We start from the raw sequence: 20,043 nt of genomic DNA, 5'->3' as shown, positions 1-20,043 counted from the left end.
TGTCGGGCGTCACCGCGCCCGGCCCCTACCCGTGCGGCACCGGCCGGGGCTCCTCGTGGACGACCTGCGGGCCGTCGTCTCCCTTGCCCTTGCGCAGCCGGTTGCCCAGCCGCGTCTTGATGCGGTCCGCGACCACGTAGAACGCGGGCACCACGAGCAGGCTGAGCACGGTGGACACGGACAGGCCGCCCAGCACCGCGATGGACATGGGCGCGCGCGTCTCGCTGCCCGCGCCCAGCGCCAGCGCCGCCGGCACCGCGGACATCATCGTCGCGGTGGACGTCATCAGGATGGGACGCAGGCGCACGGGGCCCGCGCGCAGCATCGCCTGCATCGCGTCCGCGCCCTGCTCGCGCTGCTGGAGCGCGTAGTCCACCAGGATGATGGAGTTCTTCTTCACGATGCCCATCAGGAGCAGCAGGCCGATCATGCTGAAGATGTTCAGCGTGTTGCCCGTGACGAGCAGCGCGAACGACGCGCCCGCCACCGACAGGGGCAGGATCGTGAGCACCGTCACCGGGTGCAGGAACGAGTTGAACTGCGCGCCCAGCACCATGTACGCGACGGCGATGCCCAGGAAGAGCGCGAAGATGAGGCTGCTCATGGACTCGCGGAACGCCACGCTGGCGCCGCCCGCCACCACGCGGATGCCGCCGGGCAGGTCCTTGCCCAGCGCCTCCACCGTGGCCAGCGCCTCCTCCTGGTTCGACCCCGGCGCCACGTTGGCGTAGAGGCTGATGGCGCGCTCGCGGTCGCGCCGGGTGATGGCCTGTAGCGCGGGCAGCTCCTCCTGCGTCACCAGCGACGACAGCGGCACCAGCGTGTTGCTCGCCGTCCGGACCTTCAGGAGCGCCAGGTCCTCCGGCCGTGAGCGCTGGCTGGCCAGCAGGCGCATGCGCACGTCGATGCGGCGCCCGCCGCTGCTGTACTTGCCCACGCGCACGCCGCCCACCAGGGCGTTCACCGTGGACGCCACCGCCTGGATGGGCACGCCCAGGTCCGCCGCGCGGGCGCGGTCCGGCGTGATGCGCAGCTCCGGCTGGCCCAGCTGGTAGTCCGTGTCCAGGTCCACCACCTTGCCGGACGCCTGGAGCTGCTCGCGCAGGGACTGGCTCGCCTCCACCAGCTTGTCCCAGTCCGACCCGCGCACGCTGAACTCCACCGGGAAGCCGCGCTGGGCGGTGAAGCCCGCCTGCGACAGGTCCTGCACCACCGCGCGCAGGCCCGGGTAGCTGTTCAGCTCCTTGCGCAGCACCTGCGCGAACTCCGCCTGCGACATGCGCTGATCCGTCGGCACCAGCGTCAGGTTCATGTTGCCGGAGTTCACGGCGGAGCCGCTGCCGCCGCCGCCCACCACCACGAACACGCGCGTCACCTCCGGACGGCTGGCGACGAACGCCTCCGCGCGCTTGAAGAGGCGGTTGGTCTCCTCCAGGCTGCTGCCCACCGCCGTCTGGAGGCGCACGGACATGCGGCCCTGGTCCTGCGACGGGACGAACTCGCCCGGCAGCGCCTTGAACGCGAACGCGCTGAGGATCAGCATGGCCACCGCGACGAGCAGCACGCGCCAGGGCCGCACCAGCCCCCAGCCCAGCGCCCGCGCGTACAGCGCCTCCAGCTTGGAGAAGGCCTTGTCCACCACCACGCCAATGCGGCTGCGGTGCTCGCGCGACGTCTTGAGCAGCTGCGCGCAGCGCGCGGGCGCCAGGGTGATGGCCTCCACGTAGGACAGGAGCACCGCCACGCACAGCGTGACGCCGAACTGGAGGAAGAACCGGCCGATGATGCCCTTCATGAAGACGACGGGCAGGAAGATGGCCACCACCGCCAGCGTCGCCGCCAGGGCCGCGAAGGTGATCTCCGCGGTGCCCTCGCGCGCGGCGCTCACCCGGTCCTTCCCCTCCTCCGCGTGCCGGAAGATGTTCTCCAGCACCATGATGGCGTCGTCCACCACGATGCCCACGGCGAGCGCCAGCCCCAGCAGCGTGAACGTGTTGAGCGTGAAGCCCAGGAAGTAGATGACCGCCACCGTCCCCAGCAGCGACATGGGGATGGCGAGCACCACGTTGAGCGTGCTGGACAGCGAGCCCAGGAACACCCAGCACACGAACGCGGTGAGGATGCACGCGAGCAGGAGCTCGAACTCGATCTCGTGCACGCTCTCCTCGATGAACTGCGTCGAGTCGAAGTTGATGCTCGCGCTCATGCCCTCCGGCAGCTCCTTCTGGAGCTCCGCCAGCTGCGCCCGCACCTCCTGGGCCACGGCCACCGCGTTCGCGCCGCGCTGCTTCTTGATGCCCATGGCCTGCGCGGGCTCGCCGTTCACGCGCGCGAGGCGCCGCTCGTCCTCGAAGCCGTCCTCCACGATGGCCACGTCGTGCAGGTACACCGGGCGGCCGCCCTCCTCGCGCACCACCACGTTCTGGAGCGTCTCCAGGTCCAGCGCCTCGCCCATGAAGCGCACGTTGACCTCGCGCCCCTGGGTCTCGATGCGGCCGGCGGGCAGCTCCACGTGCTCGCGCTGGAGCGCGGCGATGAGGTCCGTCACGGTGAGCGCGTGCGCGTCCAGCTTCTGCGCGTCCACCCAGATGCGGACGTTGCGCTCCAGGAGGCCGCCGAGGATGACCTCGCCCACGCCGGGCACCGTCTGAAGGCGCTCCTTCACGCGGTAGCGGGCGAAGTCGCTCACCACCTGCTGGGAGAAGGGGCCGGACACGCCCAGCCACATGATGGGCTGGTCCTCCGGGTTGGACTTGGAGACGACGGGCGGGTCGATGTCCAGGGGCAGCCGGCGCTGCGCCTGGCTCACCTTGGTCTGCACGTCCTGGAGCGCCAGGTCCACGTTGCGCGACAGGTCCAGCTCCACCGTGATGTTGGCGCTGCCCTGGCGGGCGGAGGACGTGATGCTCTTGACGCCCTCCACCTGCGTGACGGCCTCCTCGATGAACTCGACGACGTCCGACTCCACCGCCTCCGGGTTCGCGCCCTCCCACGTCACGGAGATGTTGATGGTGGGGAAGTCGACGTCCGGGAACTGGCTGATGCCGATGCGCTGGGCCGCCACCAGTCCGAAGATGATGGTCGCCGCCATGATCATCCAGGCGAACACCGGCTTCTTGATACAGACGTCGGTGATGCTCATGGCCGGCCCTCCGTGCCCGTGCTCGCGCCGCTGCGGGCCTCGGCCGGGGGCTGCTCGCCCACCACCTTCGGCTTCGGGCGCTCCTGCTCCACGCGCACGGCCACGCCGTCGCGCAGGGCCTCCGCGCCGCGCACCACCAGGACCTCACCGGGCTTGAGGCCCTCCTTCACCTCCACCCGCCCGTCCGGCGTGCGCAGGCCCAGCTCCAGGATGCGCTCGCGCGCCTTGTTGTCCGTCACCACGAAGGCCAGGAAGCCGCGCTCGCTGGGGCGGATGGCCGTCTGCGGAATCACCGGGCTGCCCCCGCGCGACTCCACCGGCACGCTCACCGTGGCGAAGGCGCCCGGGCGCAGCTTCTGCGCGGCCTCGCCCGTGACCTCCGCGGTCACCGTCACCATGCGGCTCTGCGCGTCCGCGCTCGCGGACACATAGGTGATCTTCGCCTCGTACGTCCCGCCGTCCGAGCGCACCGTGAAGCGCGCGGGCATGCCCGGCTGGATGCGGGCCACGTCCGCCGCGGGCACGTTGAAGCGCAGCAGCAGCGGGTCGCGGCGCAGCAGCGTGGCCAGCACCACGCCCGGCTGCACGTACTGGCCCGTCTGCACGGTGCGCGTCTGGAGGACGCCGTCCATGGGGGCGCGCACGTAGGCGTCGCGCTGGTTGAGCTGCGCCTGCTCCAGGGCCGCCTTCGCGGCCGACACGTCCGCCTGGGCGGTGGCGAAGCGGGCCTGGTACGTCTCCAGCTGCTCGGCGGGCAGGAGGCCCGGGCTCTGCGCGTTGACCTGCGCGCGGCGCTCGGCGCCGGCCTTCGCCTCCACCAGCGCGGCCTGGGCCTTCTGCAGCGCGGCCTCCGCGGCGCGCACGGCGATGGCGTAGCGCGCGGGCTCGATCTCCGCGAGCACCTCGCCCTTCTTCACGACCTGACCTTCCGCGAAGGCCACGCGCTCCAGGGCGCCCGGGACGCGCGCGGTGATCTGCACGCTCTCGAAGGCCTCCACCGCGCCCACGGCGCTGACGGCGTATTCCACGTCGCGCGCCTCCACGGGCGCGACCTCCACGGGGAACTGGGTGGGGCCCCGTCCCGCGCCCTTGCCGCCCTGCGCGGTCGCTTCCTTCTTGCAGCCAGGGGCCAGGGCCAGCATGGCCAGCGAGAGGGCCAGCACTCCGGTGCGTTGCATTGCCTTCACGGTTCCTTCCCGAGTGGATTCAGTCCGACAGCGGCCCTCAGCCCCAACAGCGCCACCCCCAGCCCGTAGCGGTTCTGCGCCAGCGCCACCTCCGCCTCGAAGAGGCTGAGCGACGCGTCCGCCAGGGTGAGCGCGGTGGACAGCCCCTGGCGGTAGAGGATGCCCGTTTCCGCGGCGTTCTTGCGCGCCGCCTTCGCCGCCTGCTCGCTCTGCGCGAGCGCGGCCCGGGCCGTCTCCAGGTTCACCCGCGCCTGCTCGATGTCCACCGGCACGCGGCGGGCGGCGGCCTGGGTGTTCAGCTCCGCGACGTTGGCGTTGGCCACGCGCTCGTCACGCTCCGCGTAGCGGGTGCCGCCATCGAAGAGCGTCCAGGTGAGATCCAGCGCGAGGAAGCCGTCGCCCACGTTGCCGTTGAGGCCCGCCTCGTTGGTGAGCCGGTACTGGGCGCTCGCCCCCAGGGACGGCAGCAGGCGCGCCAGGGGCTCCTTCGCGTTCTCCCGCAGCGAGCGCACGCGCAGGCGCGCGGAGAGGATGTCCGGCCGCCGGTCCGTGGCGCCCTGCGTGAGCAGCTCCAGGGGCGGCGTGGGCCGCGCGGCGTCCGTGAGCAGCGGCTCCGGCGGCGCCAGCTCCCCGGCCACCGGATCCACCAGGAGGTAGCTCAGCTCCAGGCGGCTCGTCTCCGCGGTGCCCAGGGCGGCCGCGAGGTTGGACTCGGCGGTGGCCACCTCCAGCTCCGCGCGGGTGACGTCGTTGGTACTGGCGAGCCCCGCGCTGGCGCGGGCCTGCGCGTCCGCCAGGCTCTGCTTCGCGAAGGCCAGGCGCTGCTCGGCGGCCTGGTACACCTGCTGGTTGGCCAGGGTGACGAGGAAGGCGTTGGCGGCGCTGAAGGCCACCTGGCGGCGCGTCTCCACGGCGTCCAGCTTGGACGCCTCGCTCTCCAGCTTCGCGGCCTTGTAGAGCGGGAAGCCGCGCGCGTCGAAGAGGGCGACCCGGCCGGAGAAGACGGCGCCCAGGGCGTTGAACTTCTGGAGCACGACGGTCTGTCCGCCCACCTCGCGCGTGGACTCACGCAGGCGGCGAGTGTAGGTGCCGGTAGCCGTCAGGGTGGGCAGGAAGAAGGCGCGGGCGCGGGCGACGCGGGCCTGGGCGGCCTCGGCGCTCTGTCCCGCGGCGAGCACGGCCTCGTTGTGCTGGGAGGCGAGCTCCACGGCGCGCTCCAGCGTGAGCGGCGCGGCGTTGGCGTCCGGCTTCGGAGGCTTGGGATAGGCGCTGGCGGGAGCTTCGGCGGACGGGGACGCGGCCGGCGGCGTCTGGGCGAGCGCGTCCGGGGCCAGCGCGCAGAGGCAGGCACCCAGGGGCGCGGCGAGGAGGACACGGCGGACGGTGGGCATAAGGCAGGCGGTGGAACGGGCCAGTGTTGAACGGTCAGCGGCCCCTAATACACGGAAGCCATCATCTCGGGGCGGATGAGCGGAGCGTGTCTGGACGATGCCTCGCGGAGCGGACTAAGGGTCGAGGGAGAAGGCTCTCGGGTTGAAATGCCGACGGGTGGCGACATCGCCCCACTCCGGGTGTGGGGCGCGCCCCAGAATGCGTGTCCCATGCGTTTATTCCTGCTCGCCGTACTCGCGGGCGTCCTCGCCGGCTGTTCCAAGGGGGACGACCTCAAGACCGCCGCCTTGAGGGTCGAAATTCATTACGAAGGATTTCGGCCGGGGTGCGTGACGCTGACCGTCACGGATCAAGCGGACGCGTCGCGGTACGCCACGACGAACGTGAATGTCCCCTCGGATCCGCCTCCGGGCACACTGTCCGTGGCGGTGTTCCGCCAGGCCGGCTGGAGCCACGGCGTGAAGCTCCTGGCCGCAGCGAAGGAGCAGGACTGTGAGGGCGCCCAGGTGGTGACCGATGAGACCACCGCGAGCCTCGCAAAGAATGGAATCACGCCGGTGTCCCTGGACCTGAGCGCCACGGACTCGGATGGGGACGGGTTCGTCGCGCAGGACGAGGGGGGCACGGACTGCAACGACGACGACACGTCGGTCGGGGGGGCCCGGATCTGGTACTTCGACGCGGACGGCGACACGTACGGCAGCAGCACCCTCGGACCGCAGCCCGCGTCCTGCCACCCGCCTTCGTTCAACAGCGCCAGCAACGGGAAGGACTGCAACGACAACGACGGCCAGGTGCACCCCGGACAGGAGGAGTTCCGCTGCGACGGACAGGACGACAACTGCAACGGCGAGGTCGATGAGGCCTTCAACGTGGGGGGAGACTGCAAGAACGCGTTCGCGTGTTCCGGAGTGAGTGCCTGCGACACGACGGATGGCGGAGTCGTCTGCAACAGCGCCGTCACTCCCACGGCCTACTACTTCGATGAGGACGGAGATGGACAGGCAGGCGCGGACGGAGGCGTGACCTGCGGACCGCAGCCCGGGGGCACGGTCCAGGAGTTCTCCGACTGCGATGAGAGCACTGAGTACGTGAACAGGGGGCGAGCCGAGGTGTGCGACCGCCTGGACAATGACTGCAATGGCCGCGTGGACGACAGCATCACCTGCGACTTGAACTGGCAGGGCGACCCAGGGGCCGTGAATCGGGCTCGCTGGAATGCCCTCGCCATCAGCCAGGATTTCGCGTGGCTCGCGGGGGTGGCAGGACTCGACCTCCAAGGCAACGTGCTGAAGCTCCAAAATGACGGAGGGACGACCTGGTCCACCTGCACTGGAAGCTGGTCGGCGGCATGGGTCAGCAACGCGGGACGGCTGATCCTGGCGGGCACGGGGGGCAAGCTGGCCAGCAAGACCGCGGCACAATCGGACTGCACCTCGGTCACCGTCGCTGGCAGCGGCGTGGATTTCACGGGGGTTGTCGGATTCAACGCGGCCGGCTTCCCGCCGACGACCTATGCCGTGGCGGGCAATGGCAACATCTTCCAATGGACGCCGGGAACCGCTCCTATGCAGAGCGCGGCCACGGGTATCAACCTCCGCGCGATCCATGCGGCCGGTGGCGTTGAACGGATGTTCGCGGTCGGCGCGAAGGATTTTGACGTTTCGGATCCGCAGCCTCGCGTGCTCCGGTTCAATCCGGCCAGTGGGCTCTGGGAGGAAGAGACGCTCCCCGCGGGTCTCCCCAGCATCTATCTGAGGGGCGTGAGCGTGGTGAATGAGAACTACGTCTATGCCGTAGGCGACAAGGGCGTCGTCCTGGAGCGCAACCATGGAGTCTGGCGGAGACTGCCCTCGGTGCCGTCGGAGCCCGACCTCACTGACGTGCAAGCCTTCGGGCAGAATGCGGTTTACGTGACCACCGCCACTGCCTCAGGAGGCACCGTGCAGTTCTTCGACGGCAAGAACTGGGCGACTGTCTATTCAGGAACGAGAGCGCTGCGCGCCCTCGATGGCACTTCGCCCACGCAGTTGGGCGCATCGGGTGACCAGGGCGTCTACCAGTTCTTCTACCGCCGCTGAGCCATGGACCTGCGCGCCGAAGCCCTCTGCATCCGCTACGGCGCCCGGACGGTGCTGGAGCCTACGGACTGTCACGTCCCGCCCGGCACGCAGGCGCTGGTGCTGGGCCGCTCGGGGTCGGGCAAGACGACGCTCCTGAAGGCCTTCGCGGGCCTCCTGCGCCCCTCCTCCGGCCGGGTGACGTGGGATGGGCAGGACGTCGCCCGGCTCTCGGCGCCGGAGCGGCGCGGGCAGCAGGCGTCGTTCGGCTTCGTGTTCCAGACGGACGCGCTCTTCGACTCGCTGACGGTGCGGCAGAACGTGATGCAGCCGCTGCTCCGCCGTCGCGTGCCGGAGGCAACAGCGCGCGAGCGGACGGACGCGGTGCTGCGATCGGTGGGGCTGGCGGACGCGGCGGACACGCTGCCGGAGCGGCTGTCCGGCGGCATGAAGAAGCGCGCAGGGCTCGCGAGGGCCATCGCCGCGCGGCCGGCGGTGCTGCTCGCGGATGATCCGTTCGCGGGCCTGGATCCGGGCACCGCGAGGCAGGTGGCGAGGGTGCTCCTGGAGGTCGCCGGCCAGGGAACGCTGCTGGTGGCGGCGCCGGAAGCGCCGGTGGACCTGCCCCTGCCCCGCTGGTTGTACCTGCGAGGCGGCCGACTGGTGCACGATGGAGCTCCGGCGCCAGAGCTCGAGCGCGCGCCGGACGAGGCCCTCGCATGACTTCGCGGTTCCTTCATCCGTGAGCACCGCCGCCCTGTCCTGGCTGGGACGCTCGGCGATGCGGGCGGTGGGCGGCGTGGGCGCGCTGGCCCTGGTCGCGGGCCGCACGGCCTGGGGCCTGCGCAGGCTGGAGCGGCGCGAGCTGGCGCGCGGTCTGGTGCAGTTCGGCTACGGGTCACTGCCCCTGGCGCTGGCGACGGCGGCGCTGGCGGGCGTCATCGTGGTGGTGCAGGCGGCGCTCTACGTCCAGCGCTTCGGGGCGAGGGCCTTCCTGGGCTGGGCGGCGGGCTACGGCGTGCTGTGGGAGTTCGGCCCGTTGCTCCTGGGGCTGATCATGTCCGCGCGCATCGGCGCGAGGAACGCGGCGGAGCTGGCCACGCTGAAGGTGGGCGGACAGATCGAGGGCCTGCGAGGCATCGGCCTGGATCCGTTCGCGCTGCTGGTGGCGCCCCGGGTGGTGGCAATGGAGCTGAGCATGCTGGCGCTGAGCACGTTCACGTTCCTGGTGTCCATCCTGTGCGAGGCGGTGGCGGCGAAGCTGACGTTGGAGCTGCCGGTGCGGGTGTTCTTCCAGACGTTCGCGCAGATGCTGAGCCCATCCGACATCCTGGGGGGCGTGGTGAAGACGGGGGCGTTCGGGCTGGCCATCTCGCTGGTGTCCACGGCGGTGGGCCTCCGCGCGAAGGGAGGCGCCCGCGCCGTGGGAGAGGCCGCGGCGAGCGCGGTGGTGCTGGGCTGCGCGGCCATCTTCCTGTTGGACTTCCTGCTCACGCCGCTGCTGGCGCGGTGGCTGGCATGAAGCGGGCGCTGGCCTTCTTCGGAGCGCCGGGGGTGATGCTGGTGCGCACGGTGCGGGCGGGCATGCGGGACGGAATCCCGTGGCGCGAAACCCTGGCGCAGGTGCACGAGCTGGGCGGGCGCAGCGTGTGGCTGGTGATGTCGGGCATGGCCTTCTTCGGGGCGGTGCTGGTGATGATCGCCAACGCGCAGGCGAAGAAGCTGATCGGCAACGTGGCGGTGCTGGGCCCGGCCTACTTCGAGATGATCATCCGCGAGTTGGGCCCGGCGGTCTCCGCGCTGCTGACAGCGTCGCGAGCGGGGGCCAGCCACTCGGCGGAGCTGGCCACGATGAGCGTGAACGAGCAGGTGGAGGCGCTGGAGATGTCCGCGGGGGATCCTCACGCGGATCTGGTGGCGCCCCGGCTGGTGGCGGGGGTGGTGGGGGTGCCGCTGCTGTGCGTGCTGGGGACGATCGCGGCGACGGCGTCGGCGGTGCTGGTGGCGAGCGTGGCGTTGAACATCGACGGCCGGGCGTTCATGGACGCGAGGTACGTGGATGGATGGGATCTGCTGGTGGGAGGGCTGAAGGTGGTGGGATGCGGGCTCTACATCCCGCTCGCGGCGGCGGTGGCGGGGTTGAACGCCCGGGGCGGCGCGGAGGCGGTGGGCGAGGCCACGACGAACGGCGTGGTGGCGGCCAGCCTGGGATGCCTGTTGATTGACCTGACGGTGTCGCTTGCGTTCCAGTTCGTGCGCCTGTGAGTGACACCGGTCCGGACACGCTGGTCTTCGAGGACGTGGCGATCGCCTTCGAACAAGGCCGCCGCGTGCTGGACGGCCTGAGCGCGCGGGTCTCCACGCGGGAGCTGACGTTCATCGCGGGAGCGAGCGGCTCCGGCAAGAGCGTGCTGTGCCGGCTGGCCGTGGGGTTGTTGAAGCCAGGGGCCGGCACGGTGACGCTGTTCGGTGAGCGCGTGGACACCCAGCCGGAGCGGACGCTGGTGACGCTCCGCCGCAGGGCGCCGTACCTGGTGCAGGGCCCCGCGCTGCTGGACTGGAGGACGCTGCGAGAGAATGTACGCCTCGCGGCTCCGAGCGCGCCCGAGGACGCCGTGGAGACGGCGCTGGAGAAGGTGGGCCTGAAGGAGTGGGCGGACCGACTGCCGCCGGAGCTGGGGCCGGGAGCGAAGAAGCGCGCGGCCATCGCGAGGGCGCTCGTGCTCAAGCCGCGCTACCTGCTGCTGGACGAGCCGACGACGGGATTGGACCGGAGGGCGGCGATGCAGGTGGAGGCGGTGTTGGCGTCGTTGAAGGAACTGGGCCTGGGGGCGCTGGTGGTGTCGCACGACTACCGGCAGTTGAGAGACATCGCGGACCGGGTGTTGGTGGTGGCGAAGGGGCGCAATGCGTACCTGGGGAGCCCCGAGGGGTTCCTGAAGTCCCCTGCCCCGGAGCTGCGGACGCTGACGGCGCCGTTCATGGAGGGCGCGACGGATGGATGAGCAACGGCTGGAGTTGAAGGTCGGGGCGCTGGTGCTCGCGACGCTGGTGGGCGTGCTGGTGTTGCTCTGGTTGATGGGGGAGCTGACGCTGGGCCGGGGCGCCAGGCTGGAGGTGGACTTCGGGCACACGGGCAATGTGGTGCAGGGAGCCCCGGTGAAGCTGGGAGGCGTCCAGGTGGGCAAGGTGGACACCATCCATCTCCTGGCGGACCGACGGGACGCGAAGGGCCTCCCCCTCCCCGTCCGCATGGACCTGTCCGTGGAGCCCGCGGCAAGGGGCGCGCTGCGCAAGGACGCCCGGGTCACGGTGGCGACAGTGGGCCTCCTGGGTGAGCCGTATCTGGAGTTGAACCCTGGCAACGCGGACGCACCGCTGCCGGAGACCGAGGCGTTGCGAGGCGTGGATGCGCCGCGTCTGGATTTGCTGTCGGAGCAGCTGTCCAAGTTCGTGACGCTGCTGTCGGACATGCTGGAGAAGGACCCGGAGGCCGTGACCGGCCTGGCCGCCAACGTGTCGCGACTGGCGAAGACGCTGGACCAGGTCCTGACGGAGAACCAAGGCGACGTGAGGGTCCTGGCCACGGAGCTGGCGGCGGCGTCGAAGGACCTGCGGCAGCTCGCGCAGTTGGCGAAGGAATCCATGCAGCCCGGCGGCAAGGGAGCCCGGCTCCTGGACGACGCCTCCGCCGTGGCGGCGCTGATGCGAAAGGACCTCCCCGGGCTGACGAGGTCCGCCGGAGCGACGTTGGATGGCCTGGCGGCGGTGACAGGCCCGCTGACGCCCGAGGACGGCCAGCAGGTGAAGCTGGCCCTCCAGCGCTTCACGGCGGCGGCGGGTCAACTGGAGCAGATCGCGACCAAGGCGGATCGGATCCTCGGACAGCTGGACGCAGGCGAAGGGACAGGCGGAGCGCTGCTGAAGGACCCGGCCTTCTACGATGAGCTGAAGACCCTGGTCACCGACCTGCGCAAGCACCCGTGGAAGATCCTCTGGAAGGACTGAGCGGCCGCTGGCCGGGATCCAGCGCCCAGGTTCCTGCGGCCCTGCGCTTCAAGTCAAAGCGTGGTCGGCACCGGCACTTCGCTCGCGGGCGCTGGAGCGGGCGTCGCATCCTCGGCCACGGGCGAGTTCAGGATCCACGAGTACCCATGACTCAGCCGGTACGTCGCGCGCTTCCCACAGCCCGCGACGCCGGTCGTCACGCGATCCAGCTTGGACGTCTGGAGCTCGGACTTCCCACAGCCCAGGTCGAACTCCGCGCGAAGCCTCACATCGGGAATCCAGTGGCACTGGCCCATCACACAGCGCAACTCGTAGACGCCCTCGGTGTTGCAGCCAATCATCTGGTACTGGTTTTCACCCAGGTATTGCGGCGTCAGCTCCACATCGCACTTGAGATCCCTGGCGGCGATCCTCTCCAGGTTCGCGTAGCGCTTCGCGTTGATGGACGGTCCCATCTGGGAGAAGTCCACCTTGGAGTTGCGCCGGCGCCCCCCACATCCCACCACCAGGAACGCCGCACCCGCGCAAACGACCGACAGTCGAACGATGTTCATGGTCGGACATCTAGCATGAGCGCGCTCACTTGGATTGCCCACCAATCGCAGGGAAGCGCTCATAGGCATGTCGGAGCGACGCAAGGTGCTCGGGCCGCTCCAAGTCCAGGGGCGCCTCGGTAAGCTGAACCAGCCACCCACCCTCCAGTGGCCGAGAGATCCATCCGACATCACGTGCGGACTCCGGTAAGCCAATGGCGCGTGAAGTAGCCTCCGACCAGTAGTTCAGCCACCCGATACGATGTGGAAGTTCAGGCGAATGGATCTGAGCTGGGGCCTTGAGCGCTGGCAGTCCTCGCGGAGGCGACCCTGGCTCGTGCGGATGGACCGTCTGGCCGGAGATCTCCACACTCGCTCCGAAGGGAGTCGCGTGCCCCCAGAACGCATTCGCACTCACCGCCACCGCGCCCAGGAGGTCCGCTGCGGCCGCGAGCACTGGCTCGGTCATGGGGAGTTCCACCTGGACCTCGAACAGCGCCTTGCCCCCAGGCCCTGAGTTCGCGCTGAGCCCCAAGCCGAAAACCGTCACAGGCCAATGCTCGTCGTTGTTACAGAGCATTGGAAAGCCGCCGCTGTTCTGAGCCCGAGCAAGCCATTCCGCTCGTTGTGACACATGGTGAACCTGGTGATCCTCGGCAACGGCCCACTCCAATCGCAGATCCGGCAAGGAACGTTCCACGGCGCGAACGACCGCCAGAGGACGCGGGTCGTCGCCCTTGAGCGCGGGGCCATACACCTTGATGCTCAGCATGTCGTGCATCATCGTCTTCTCAGCACCACGTCATGACGACGACCTGTAGGTCAGGCGCCGCCTCTTTGAGTATCCGCCGATGTGCCTCCGTACGCACTCCGATGACAAAATCATAGTGACACGCCGCAGCCAGATCTCGCTCGCGTCGGCCTTCCTCTACCTGCTTCTGAAGCTCTGTCCGCCTCACGAAAGCATTGTAATTCTCGATGGCGTTCGTCTTGGCCTCCCAGAGCGTGCGCGTTCCGCCCTGGAGTGCATCGAACCGCTTCCCATTGATGAGCACATCCCAGCCAGGAAGGACGTTCCCGGGCACGCGGTCCGCGCACTGATTGTGCAGGTCATTTCCCCCCAGATGCCGCACTCGCTGAGGCGTGCACTCGGGGCGGCGCTCACGCGTCCCAGGGGCAGGTGGCAACGGCGGCAGCCAGTCCTGTCCGGATGTTTCTGGTTGGGGCTGACGCTCCACCCACCGATCCGGTAGTGCGGGCTTCGTCTGTGGAGCGGGACGCTCATCTTCGGGATAGGCGCCGCTCAGCTCATGCGCAGCCAAGGCCTCGTGGATGGCGACCGCAACGACCACCACCCCGATGACAACGACCGCCCCCACCACGACTTCCGGAGCAGCCAGGACACAGATCCCGAGCCCCATGGCTGCCGCCCCCGCAGAGGCGACAGCGCATCTTCCTTCCGGGTCTCTGAACCGAACCCGCTCGTGCTCAAGGGTCGGGTAGCACCGCTCCACGAGCGTCGGCCATGACTGGGACGCCTCTCTGACAACGCATCGTCCCTCGTCACTCCACGGCAACTTCGCCGCCCTCCGCAGATTGGCGACTCGGAGGCTTCGGGCTGCGCGTTCTTCAGGTCCATGCCCCGGGGTGGCACAGGCCAACATCTGGAACAGGATTACGAGCCAGGGACCGAAGCGCATGGCCTCGCCTTTTCGCTCAGGCGAGGGAACCGCGTCGAGGGGTACCTGGATTGAAACCGCATGGCTCCAGCGGCGGTCGGCCATCGCCGCGCATCGACGCAGGAATCAGGATCGCGTCGCCTCCGAGCTCTCCGGCAGCAGGTCCGCCTGGAGCATCAACTCCTCGCTGGGAGACAGGTCGTAGTGGCGTGCGGCCTCTCCAATGATTTGAACCAGGGGCGTCCGCGGATCCTCGGCCCGCCGTGCCGCGATCCGGCGGGCGGCGTTGCGCAGGGCCTCGCCCCTGGGAGACAGGTCCTCGGCCATCTCGACACCTCGCTTGGGTGAGCGGCCGCGCCATGCGGCCCCTCTCTCCACGGTTCGGACGGACCCACGCCAAGGCAAGGGCGACGACGGCGGTGGGAGCAGGCGCTTCCCGTCAGCCCCCGCCCACGGGAAGCGGGCGGCTCGCAGGGCGGCGCGTGCCTTCCTCCCGCTTCCCGGGCACTTCAGCTTTGGCGTTGGACCTCACGCCCAGGAACGAGGAAACGGACATGGCATCGCAAGACACCCCCGACTCCCAGCAGCAGGCAGGAAGCCCCACCCAGCGCAGGACGGACCTCCCGCTCGACGAGCGCCGTCGCATGCGCCATGAGTCCCGCACGTCCCAGACGTTCAAGGCCTTCCTCACGTACCTGCGCGACGTAGGCCAGCTCCAGAGCGAGCAGGCCGCCCAGGAAGCCGCTGTCTCCGTGCTCTGCGTGCTCGAGCAACGCCTCTTCGGTGAAGAGAGCAACGACATGGAGGCCCAGCTGCCGCAGAAGCTGCGAGAGCTCCTGGTGCGCTGCGCGCGCCACGAGTCCGGGCCGCCGCCCCGGAAGTTCGGCCGCGGCGAGATGCTGGAGATGGTGGCCGATGACCTCGGCGTGGAGCCCCAGGGCGCCGAGCCCATCATCCGCGCCGTCTTCAGCGCCATCCAGGCGCAGATCTCCGACGGCGAGAGCGACGACATCGCCGGAGAGCTTCCGACGGACATCCGCGACCTGTGGGCCCGGCCCGCCTGAAGCGCCTTCAGGCCGCGGAGACCACCGTCCCCTGCGCCAGGGCACACAGCGTCTCCACGCCGTCCTTCACGGCGAAGACCTCGCACTGGCACACGGCCTGCCGCTTGCCGGCGGCCTTCGCCTGGGCCCGCGCGATGAGCAGCGAGCCCACGGCGGGCTTCAGGTAGTTGATCTTGTACTCGGAGGTCAGCGCGTTGCCCCCCAGCGCCAGGCCACCCGCGAACGTGATGGCGTTGTCCGCGAGGTAGCTGAGCACGCCGCCGTGGACGAAGCCGTGCTGCTGCTTCAGGTGGTCCACGATGCCCAGTCGCAGCTCCGCGCTCCCCGGCCCGGAGCTCGCGAGCTGCGCTCCGATGAACTGGCTGAACGGCTGGGCCGCGAACACCTGCCGCGCGAACTCCTGAAGGTCATCCATTCGTCCCTCCCGATTGATAGACCCATCCATCAATTTGATGGGCAATTCATAGACGGGTCCATGATTCGGGGTCAAGGCGCCCCCCCCAGGTTGCCGCCGTCGCACCTTTCGGGTACGCCTGCGACCGTGCCCCGCCGCGAACCGGAGGAAGAGTTCTTCGAGCGCTTCAGCGCCCTGTCCCAGCGCCTGCGGCTGGTCGCCGCGCGCGAGTACGGGACGTTCGACATCGGGAGCGCCCAGGCGAAGTTCCTGCGCCACATCGGCCGGCATGGCCGCAGCTCCCAGGCGGAGCTGGCCCGGGCCACGGGCACCGACCCGACGCTGACCGGCCGGGCGCTCGAATCGCTGATTGAACGCGGCTGGATCCGTCGGGAGCGCAGCGAGGCGGACCGCCGCCAGTACTCCCTCGAGCTGACGGAGGAAGGGCAGCGCGCGCGCAGACGGGTGGAGGACGCGCGCAGGCGCATCATCCGGCGCCTGTTCGCGGAGCTGGACGCGCGCGACCTGGACGACTTCGACCGGCTCACGAAGAAGCTCCTGGCCGCGCTCGAAGGCGTCGCGGACGACAGCATCAAGCCTTGAGCGCTACCCCTCCGCCGGGGCCGGCGCGTTCACCGGCTCTGGCGGCTCCACCGGCGGCTTGACGATGAGCTGCTCCAGCGTGGGCCGCTTCGGCTTCTCGAACGGAGCCAGCTTCACCGGCTTGTTCGTTCGCGCGGACTCCTGTAGCGCGACGATGACGCGCACGTCCGCCAGCCCTTCGATGCCGTTGGGCTCCGGATCCCGATCCTCCAGGATGCACTTCGAGAAGTAGACGAGCTCCGGCGCGAACTGGTCGCTGTTCTTGAACGTCCGCGTCTCCGTCTCTCCCCCCACCGTGAGCTCGTGCTGGATGTCCGTGCCGTAGCCGAAGCCCTGCTTCACCTGGAGGTCCCCTTCCGTGCCCACCAGCCGGTAGCTCGACACGGCGGCGGCCTCGTGGCTGATGGCGAACTGCGCCACCCGTCCATGCGGGAACCGCATCAGCGCGAACGCCGACCCGTCCACGCCGTGGAACCGCCCGTCCCTTCCGCCCCCCGTGAACGCGAAGACCTCGCGCGGCTCGTCGCGGAACAGGTAGCGCGCGGCGTTGATGGGGTATGGCCCTTCGTCCAGCAGCGCCCCACCTCCGACGTCCACGCGCGTGCGGATGTCCCCTTCGCGCACCTGCTGCGTCAGCGTCCCCGAGAACACCAGCGGGTCCCCCAGCCTCCCCGAGCGCACCAGCTCGATGGCGCGGAGGTTCGCCTCCTCGAAGTGCAGCCGGTAGGCGATCATCAGCTTCACGTCGTGCTCGTTCGTGACGCGGATCATCGCCTCGCAGTCCTCCACCGTCGTCGCCATCGGCTTCTCGCAGAGGACGTGCACGCCCGCGCGCGCGGCGCGCTCCGTGAAGGCCCGGTGCAGCGAGTTGGGCACCACGAGGTAGACCGCGTCCGCCTTCGAGTCGCGCAGCACCTGCTCGAGGTTCTCGTAGCCCCCCACGTGCGCCACCCCGTACCGCTCCTGGAGCACGTCCCGCTTCGCCTGGTCGGAGGAGATGATCGCCACCAGCTCGGAGTTCTCTTCCGCGTGCTGGAACGCCGGGAGGATGGCCACCTGCGCGAGGTTGCCCGCTCCCACCACCGCGTACCGCACCCGCCTGGTCGTCCCCTGCGCCATCGTGCACCTCTCCCGTGGTGAGGCTTTACGCTGGTGACGCGTCGGGCCAACCCGCAAGCCACGCACCGGGGCCGCATGATGGGCAGCCAGCCAGGCACCCGGGCTTTCGTGCAGCCCCCATCCGGCCTATGCCGTCCTCCCAGAGGACCCCATGCCCTTCATGAAGATGCTTGCCCGCCTCGGGATTGGCAGCGCGCGCGTGGACACGCGCCTGGAGCACGACACCGTGCGCGCGGGCGGCGACCTGCGCGGCCTCGTCCACGTCCAGGGCGGCCACACGGCCCAGCGGATCGACCGCATCGAGCTGCACCTGATGGCGCAGTACCTCCAGCGAGACAACGACCGCCGCAGCGCGCTCAACGCCGTCGTGCGCACCTGGCGCGTCTCCACCCCCTTCACCCTCCAGCCCCACGAGGAGCGCGAGCTCCCCTTCTCCCTGCGCGTCCCCACCCACACGCCCATCACCGAGCGCGGCACGCCCGTGTGGCTCAAGACGGCGCTCGACATCGACAACGCCCTCAACCCCGAGGACAGCGACCGGATCCACGTCCTGCCCCACCCCTCCCTCCAGACCGTGCTCGAGGCCGTCCAGCAGTTGGGCTTCCAGTGGCGCAACGCCTACTGCGAGGCCGGCGGCCCCCTGGGGCGCGACGAGCCCTTCGTGCAGGAGCTGGAGTTCCACGCCGGCCCCTCGTGGCAGGGCCCCCCTCGCACGCTCGCCATCCTGCCGTTCCCACGGGAGGACGCGCTGGAGCTGGTCCTCGACCTGGACCGCGGCCCCCGGGGCCTCACGTCCCTCCTGGAGGGCGCGCTGCTGGACGGCGGCCGGCGCTCACGGCTCGTGCTGTCCTCCTCGGAGCTGTCCTCGGGGGCAGGGGCGGTCGCGGAGCTGCTCGCCCCCCGGCTTCGCAACGAAACGTGACAGCCCGGGAACCCCCGCCCTTCGTGCGGGGGTGGACGCACCCGCCGTCCCAAGTCCTCCGCCCGGGCGCGGAAGTGGTACAAGCCGCCGTGTGAAAGCTCCCCCGCCTCCCGCTGCCCCCGAAACCCCCACCTTCGACGCCCTCGGGCTCAAGCCCGAGCTCGTCGAGGCGTTGACGTCGCTCGGCTACGAAGAGCCCACCCCCATCCAGGCCGCCTCGCTCCCGCCGCTGCTGGCCGAGAAGGACCTGCTGGGCATCGCCGCCACGGGCACCGGCAAGACGGCCGCGTTTTCGCTTCCGCTCCTCCAGCACCTGCGGCCCGGCGCCGCCGCGCCGCACAGCACCTCCGCGCTGGTGCTCGTGCCCACGCGTGAGCTGGCCATGCAGGTGTCCGAGGCCATCCACCGCTATGGCCAGAAGCTGGGCGTGAGCGTCCTCCCGCTCTACGGCGGCCAGGAGATCGGCCGGCAGCTGCGCGTGCTCAAGCGCGGCGTGGACGTCATCGTCGCCACGCCGGGCCGCGCGCTGGACCACCTGCGGCGCAAGACGCTGAAGCTGGACCAGGTGCAGACCGTGGTCCTGGACGAAGCGGACGAGATGCTCGACATGGGCTTCGCGGACGACCTGGAGGCCATCCTCTCCGAGACGCCCGAGGACCGGCAGACGGCGCTGTTCTCCGCCACCCTGCCCCCGCGCATCGCCAGCATCGCGGAGCGCCACCTGCGCGAGCCGGTGCGCGTGCGCATCGCGAAGGAGAAGCTGGAGGCCGGGGAGATGCCCCGCGTCCGGCAGACGGCCTACATCGTGCCGCGCGCGTTCAAGATCGCCACGCTGGGGCGCGTGCTGGACCTGGAGTCCCCCACCGCGGCCATCGTGTTCTGCCGCACGCGCACGGAGGTGGATGAGCTCACCACGTCCCTCAACGGCCGGGGCTGGCGCGCGCACGCGCTCCACGGCGGCATGAGCCAGGAGCAGCGCGACCGCGTCATCAAGCAGTTCAAGTCGCAGGCGGCGGACCTGCTCATCGCCACGGACGTCGCGGCGCGCGGCCTGGACATCCCGCGCCTGACGCACGTGGTGAACTTCGACGTGCCCAACGCGCCGGAGGCCTACGTGCACCGCATCGGCCGCACGGGCCGCGCCGGCCGCGAGGGCGTGGCCATCACCCTGCTGGAGCCCCGCGAGCACCGCCTCCTGCGCAACATCGAGCGGCTCACCGGCCAGCGCATCGAGGTCTCCGCGGTCCCCACCGTGTCGGACCTGCGCGCGCGCCGGCTGGAGATGATCCGCTCGTCCCTGCGCGAGGCGCTCGTGGCCGGGGAGCTGGACGCCTTCCGCGGCATCGCGGAGGACCTGTCCGGCGAGTTCAGCGTCATGGACGTGGCCGCCGCCGCCATCAAGCTCCTCCAGGAGAAGGAGGACGAGGGCAAGGAGTCCAACGAGCAGGAGATTCCCCAGGTCTCACCGCCGCAGGAGCGGAAGTTCCCGCACGGGGAACGCGCCGGGCCGCCGGGCCGGTTCGCGGACCGCGGAGACCGCGGCGAGCGCCCCGCGCGAGGCCCTCGCCCCGAGCGCGGAGAGCGCGGAGAGCGTGGCCCCTCGCGCCCCCAGCGCGCGCCGGAGTGGAACGTTACGCGCCTGTTCATCGGCGCGGGGCGCACGGCGGGCATGCGGCCGGCGGATCTCGTGGGCGCCATCGCGGGCGAGGCGGGGCTCGAGTCCTCGCGCATCGGCGCGATCCACATCGCGGACATGTACTCCATCGTGGAGGTGCCGGAGCCGGACGCCGCGCGCATCATCTCCGCGCTGAAGAACTCCACGCTGCGCGGCCGCAGGGTCACCGTGCGCCGCGACACCCGCGACTGAAGCACGCCTCCGGGTCCAGGTCCGGCTCGCGTCCCAGCAGCAGCGGCGACGCTAGCCGGCGCTCCGGGTGCAC

At 70.4% G+C, this 20,043-nt stretch carries 19 protein-coding genes; 10 read left to right on the top strand and 9 right to left on the bottom strand.

Annotation, left to right across the window (positions count from 1 at the left end; all coding sequences use genetic code 11):
- Positions 1 to 25 precede the first annotated feature (25 nt).
- From U8525_RS20050 to U8525_RS20040, 3 genes are read right to left on the bottom strand one after another with little or no spacing between them, the layout of a single operon-like run.
- Positions 26 to 3,142, bottom strand: a complete 3,117-nt coding sequence (locus U8525_RS20050; RefSeq protein ID WP_374267881.1) for an efflux RND transporter permease subunit — start codon at positions 3,140 to 3,142, stop codon at positions 26 to 28.
- Positions 3,139 to 4,320 (bottom strand): efflux RND transporter periplasmic adaptor subunit, encoded by a 1,182-nt coding sequence (locus U8525_RS20045; protein ID WP_374267880.1) that lies wholly within the window; start codon positions 4,318 to 4,320, stop codon positions 3,139 to 3,141. The genes U8525_RS20050 and U8525_RS20045 overlap by 4 nt, the downstream gene beginning before the upstream one ends.
- 5 nt (positions 4,321 to 4,325) lie before the next feature.
- Positions 4,326 to 5,720: a TolC family protein gene (locus tag U8525_RS20040; RefSeq protein WP_374267879.1), complete on the bottom strand. Its 1,395-nt coding sequence runs from the start codon at positions 5,718 to 5,720 to the stop codon at positions 4,326 to 4,328.
- Positions 5,721 to 5,930: 210 nt separating this feature from the next.
- Between U8525_RS20040 and U8525_RS20035 the strand changes: the two genes are divergently transcribed.
- From U8525_RS20035 to U8525_RS20010, 6 genes are read left to right on the top strand one after another with little or no spacing between them, the layout of a single operon-like run.
- The gene (locus U8525_RS20035; protein WP_374267878.1) at positions 5,931 to 7,802 is read left to right on the top strand and encodes a MopE-related protein; all 1,872 of its coding nucleotides are present in this window, start codon (positions 5,931 to 5,933) and stop codon (positions 7,800 to 7,802) included.
- A gap of 3 nt (positions 7,803 to 7,805) precedes the next feature.
- Entirely contained in the window at positions 7,806 to 8,504 is a 699-nt protein-coding gene (locus U8525_RS20030) for an ABC transporter ATP-binding protein (RefSeq protein WP_374267877.1), read from the top strand.
- A gap of 19 nt (positions 8,505 to 8,523) precedes the next feature.
- Entirely contained in the window at positions 8,524 to 9,303 is a 780-nt protein-coding gene (locus U8525_RS20025) for an MlaE family ABC transporter permease (RefSeq protein WP_374267876.1), read from the top strand.
- Positions 9,300 to 10,046, top strand: a complete 747-nt coding sequence (locus U8525_RS20020; protein WP_374267875.1) for an MlaE family ABC transporter permease — start codon at positions 9,300 to 9,302, stop codon at positions 10,044 to 10,046. Before U8525_RS20025 ends, U8525_RS20020 begins: the two co-directional genes overlap by 4 nt.
- Positions 10,043 to 10,786, top strand: a complete 744-nt coding sequence (locus tag U8525_RS20015; RefSeq protein WP_374267874.1) for an ATP-binding cassette domain-containing protein — start codon at positions 10,043 to 10,045, stop codon at positions 10,784 to 10,786. Before U8525_RS20020 ends, U8525_RS20015 begins: the two co-directional genes overlap by 4 nt.
- Positions 10,779 to 11,789 (top strand): MlaD family protein, encoded by a 1,011-nt coding sequence (locus U8525_RS20010; protein ID WP_374267873.1) that lies wholly within the window; start codon positions 10,779 to 10,781, stop codon positions 11,787 to 11,789. The genes U8525_RS20015 and U8525_RS20010 overlap by 8 nt, the downstream gene beginning before the upstream one ends.
- 53 nt (positions 11,790 to 11,842) lie before the next feature.
- On the opposite strand, the gene U8525_RS20005 is transcribed toward U8525_RS20010, so the two are convergent.
- The 4 genes from U8525_RS20005 to U8525_RS19990 all read right to left on the bottom strand — a co-directional run bounded on the left by U8525_RS20005 (position 11,843) and on the right by U8525_RS19990 (position 14,328).
- Positions 11,843 to 12,343: a hypothetical protein gene (locus U8525_RS20005; RefSeq protein ID WP_374267872.1), complete on the bottom strand. Its 501-nt coding sequence runs from the start codon at positions 12,341 to 12,343 to the stop codon at positions 11,843 to 11,845.
- Between the two features lie 25 nt (positions 12,344 to 12,368).
- Positions 12,369 to 13,094 (bottom strand): DUF5953 family protein, encoded by a 726-nt coding sequence (locus U8525_RS20000; protein WP_374267871.1) that lies wholly within the window; start codon positions 13,092 to 13,094, stop codon positions 12,369 to 12,371.
- A gap of 19 nt (positions 13,095 to 13,113) precedes the next feature.
- On the bottom strand, positions 13,114 to 13,743 hold the full coding sequence (locus U8525_RS19995; protein WP_374267870.1) for a DUF6310 domain-containing protein: 630 nt from the start codon (positions 13,741 to 13,743) through the stop codon (positions 13,114 to 13,116).
- A 384-nt stretch (positions 13,744 to 14,127) separates the two neighbouring features.
- Positions 14,128 to 14,328 carry a hypothetical protein gene (locus U8525_RS19990; RefSeq protein WP_374267869.1) on the bottom strand — a complete coding sequence of 67 codons (201 nt, stop codon included), beginning with the start codon at positions 14,326 to 14,328 and terminating at the stop codon, positions 14,128 to 14,130.
- 227 nt (positions 14,329 to 14,555) lie between these two features.
- On the opposite strand from U8525_RS19990, the gene U8525_RS19985 reads away from it, so the two are divergent.
- On the top strand, positions 14,556 to 15,065 hold the full coding sequence (locus tag U8525_RS19985; RefSeq protein WP_374267868.1) for a DUF2267 domain-containing protein: 510 nt from the start codon (positions 14,556 to 14,558) through the stop codon (positions 15,063 to 15,065).
- 7 nt (positions 15,066 to 15,072) lie between these two features.
- Here U8525_RS19985 and U8525_RS19980 read toward each other — a convergent pair whose 3' ends face one another.
- Positions 15,073 to 15,480, bottom strand: coding sequence for a PaaI family thioesterase (locus U8525_RS19980; RefSeq protein ID WP_374267867.1), 408 nt, complete (start codon positions 15,478 to 15,480; stop codon positions 15,073 to 15,075).
- A gap of 126 nt (positions 15,481 to 15,606) precedes the next feature.
- Here U8525_RS19980 and U8525_RS19975 point away from each other — a divergent pair, with 126 nt between their 5' ends.
- Positions 15,607 to 16,062 carry a MarR family winged helix-turn-helix transcriptional regulator gene (locus U8525_RS19975; RefSeq protein ID WP_374267866.1) on the top strand — a complete coding sequence of 152 codons (456 nt, stop codon included), beginning with the start codon at positions 15,607 to 15,609 and terminating at the stop codon, positions 16,060 to 16,062.
- Positions 16,063 to 16,065: 3 nt separating this feature from the next.
- Here U8525_RS19975 and U8525_RS19970 read toward each other — a convergent pair whose 3' ends face one another.
- Entirely contained in the window at positions 16,066 to 17,181 is a 1,116-nt protein-coding gene (locus U8525_RS19970) for a Gfo/Idh/MocA family protein (RefSeq protein WP_374267865.1), read from the bottom strand.
- A 151-nt stretch (positions 17,182 to 17,332) separates the two neighbouring features.
- On the opposite strand from U8525_RS19970, the gene U8525_RS19965 reads away from it, so the two are divergent.
- Together U8525_RS19965 and U8525_RS19960 are read left to right on the top strand one after the other, a co-directional pair.
- A complete protein-coding gene (locus U8525_RS19965; protein ID WP_374267864.1) occupies positions 17,333 to 18,103 on the top strand; it encodes a sporulation protein in 771 nt (256 codons plus the stop codon).
- 91 nt (positions 18,104 to 18,194) lie between these two features.
- A complete protein-coding gene (locus U8525_RS19960; protein WP_374267863.1) occupies positions 18,195 to 19,970 on the top strand; it encodes a DEAD/DEAH box helicase in 1,776 nt (591 codons plus the stop codon).
- Positions 19,971 to 20,043 lie beyond the last annotated feature (73 nt).

The sequence above is a fragment of the Corallococcus sp. RDP092CA genome, assembly GCF_041903675.1.
Lineage (GTDB): Bacteria > Myxococcota > Myxococcia > Myxococcales > Myxococcaceae > Corallococcus.
This window is presented reverse-complemented; position numbering and strand designations above follow the sequence as displayed.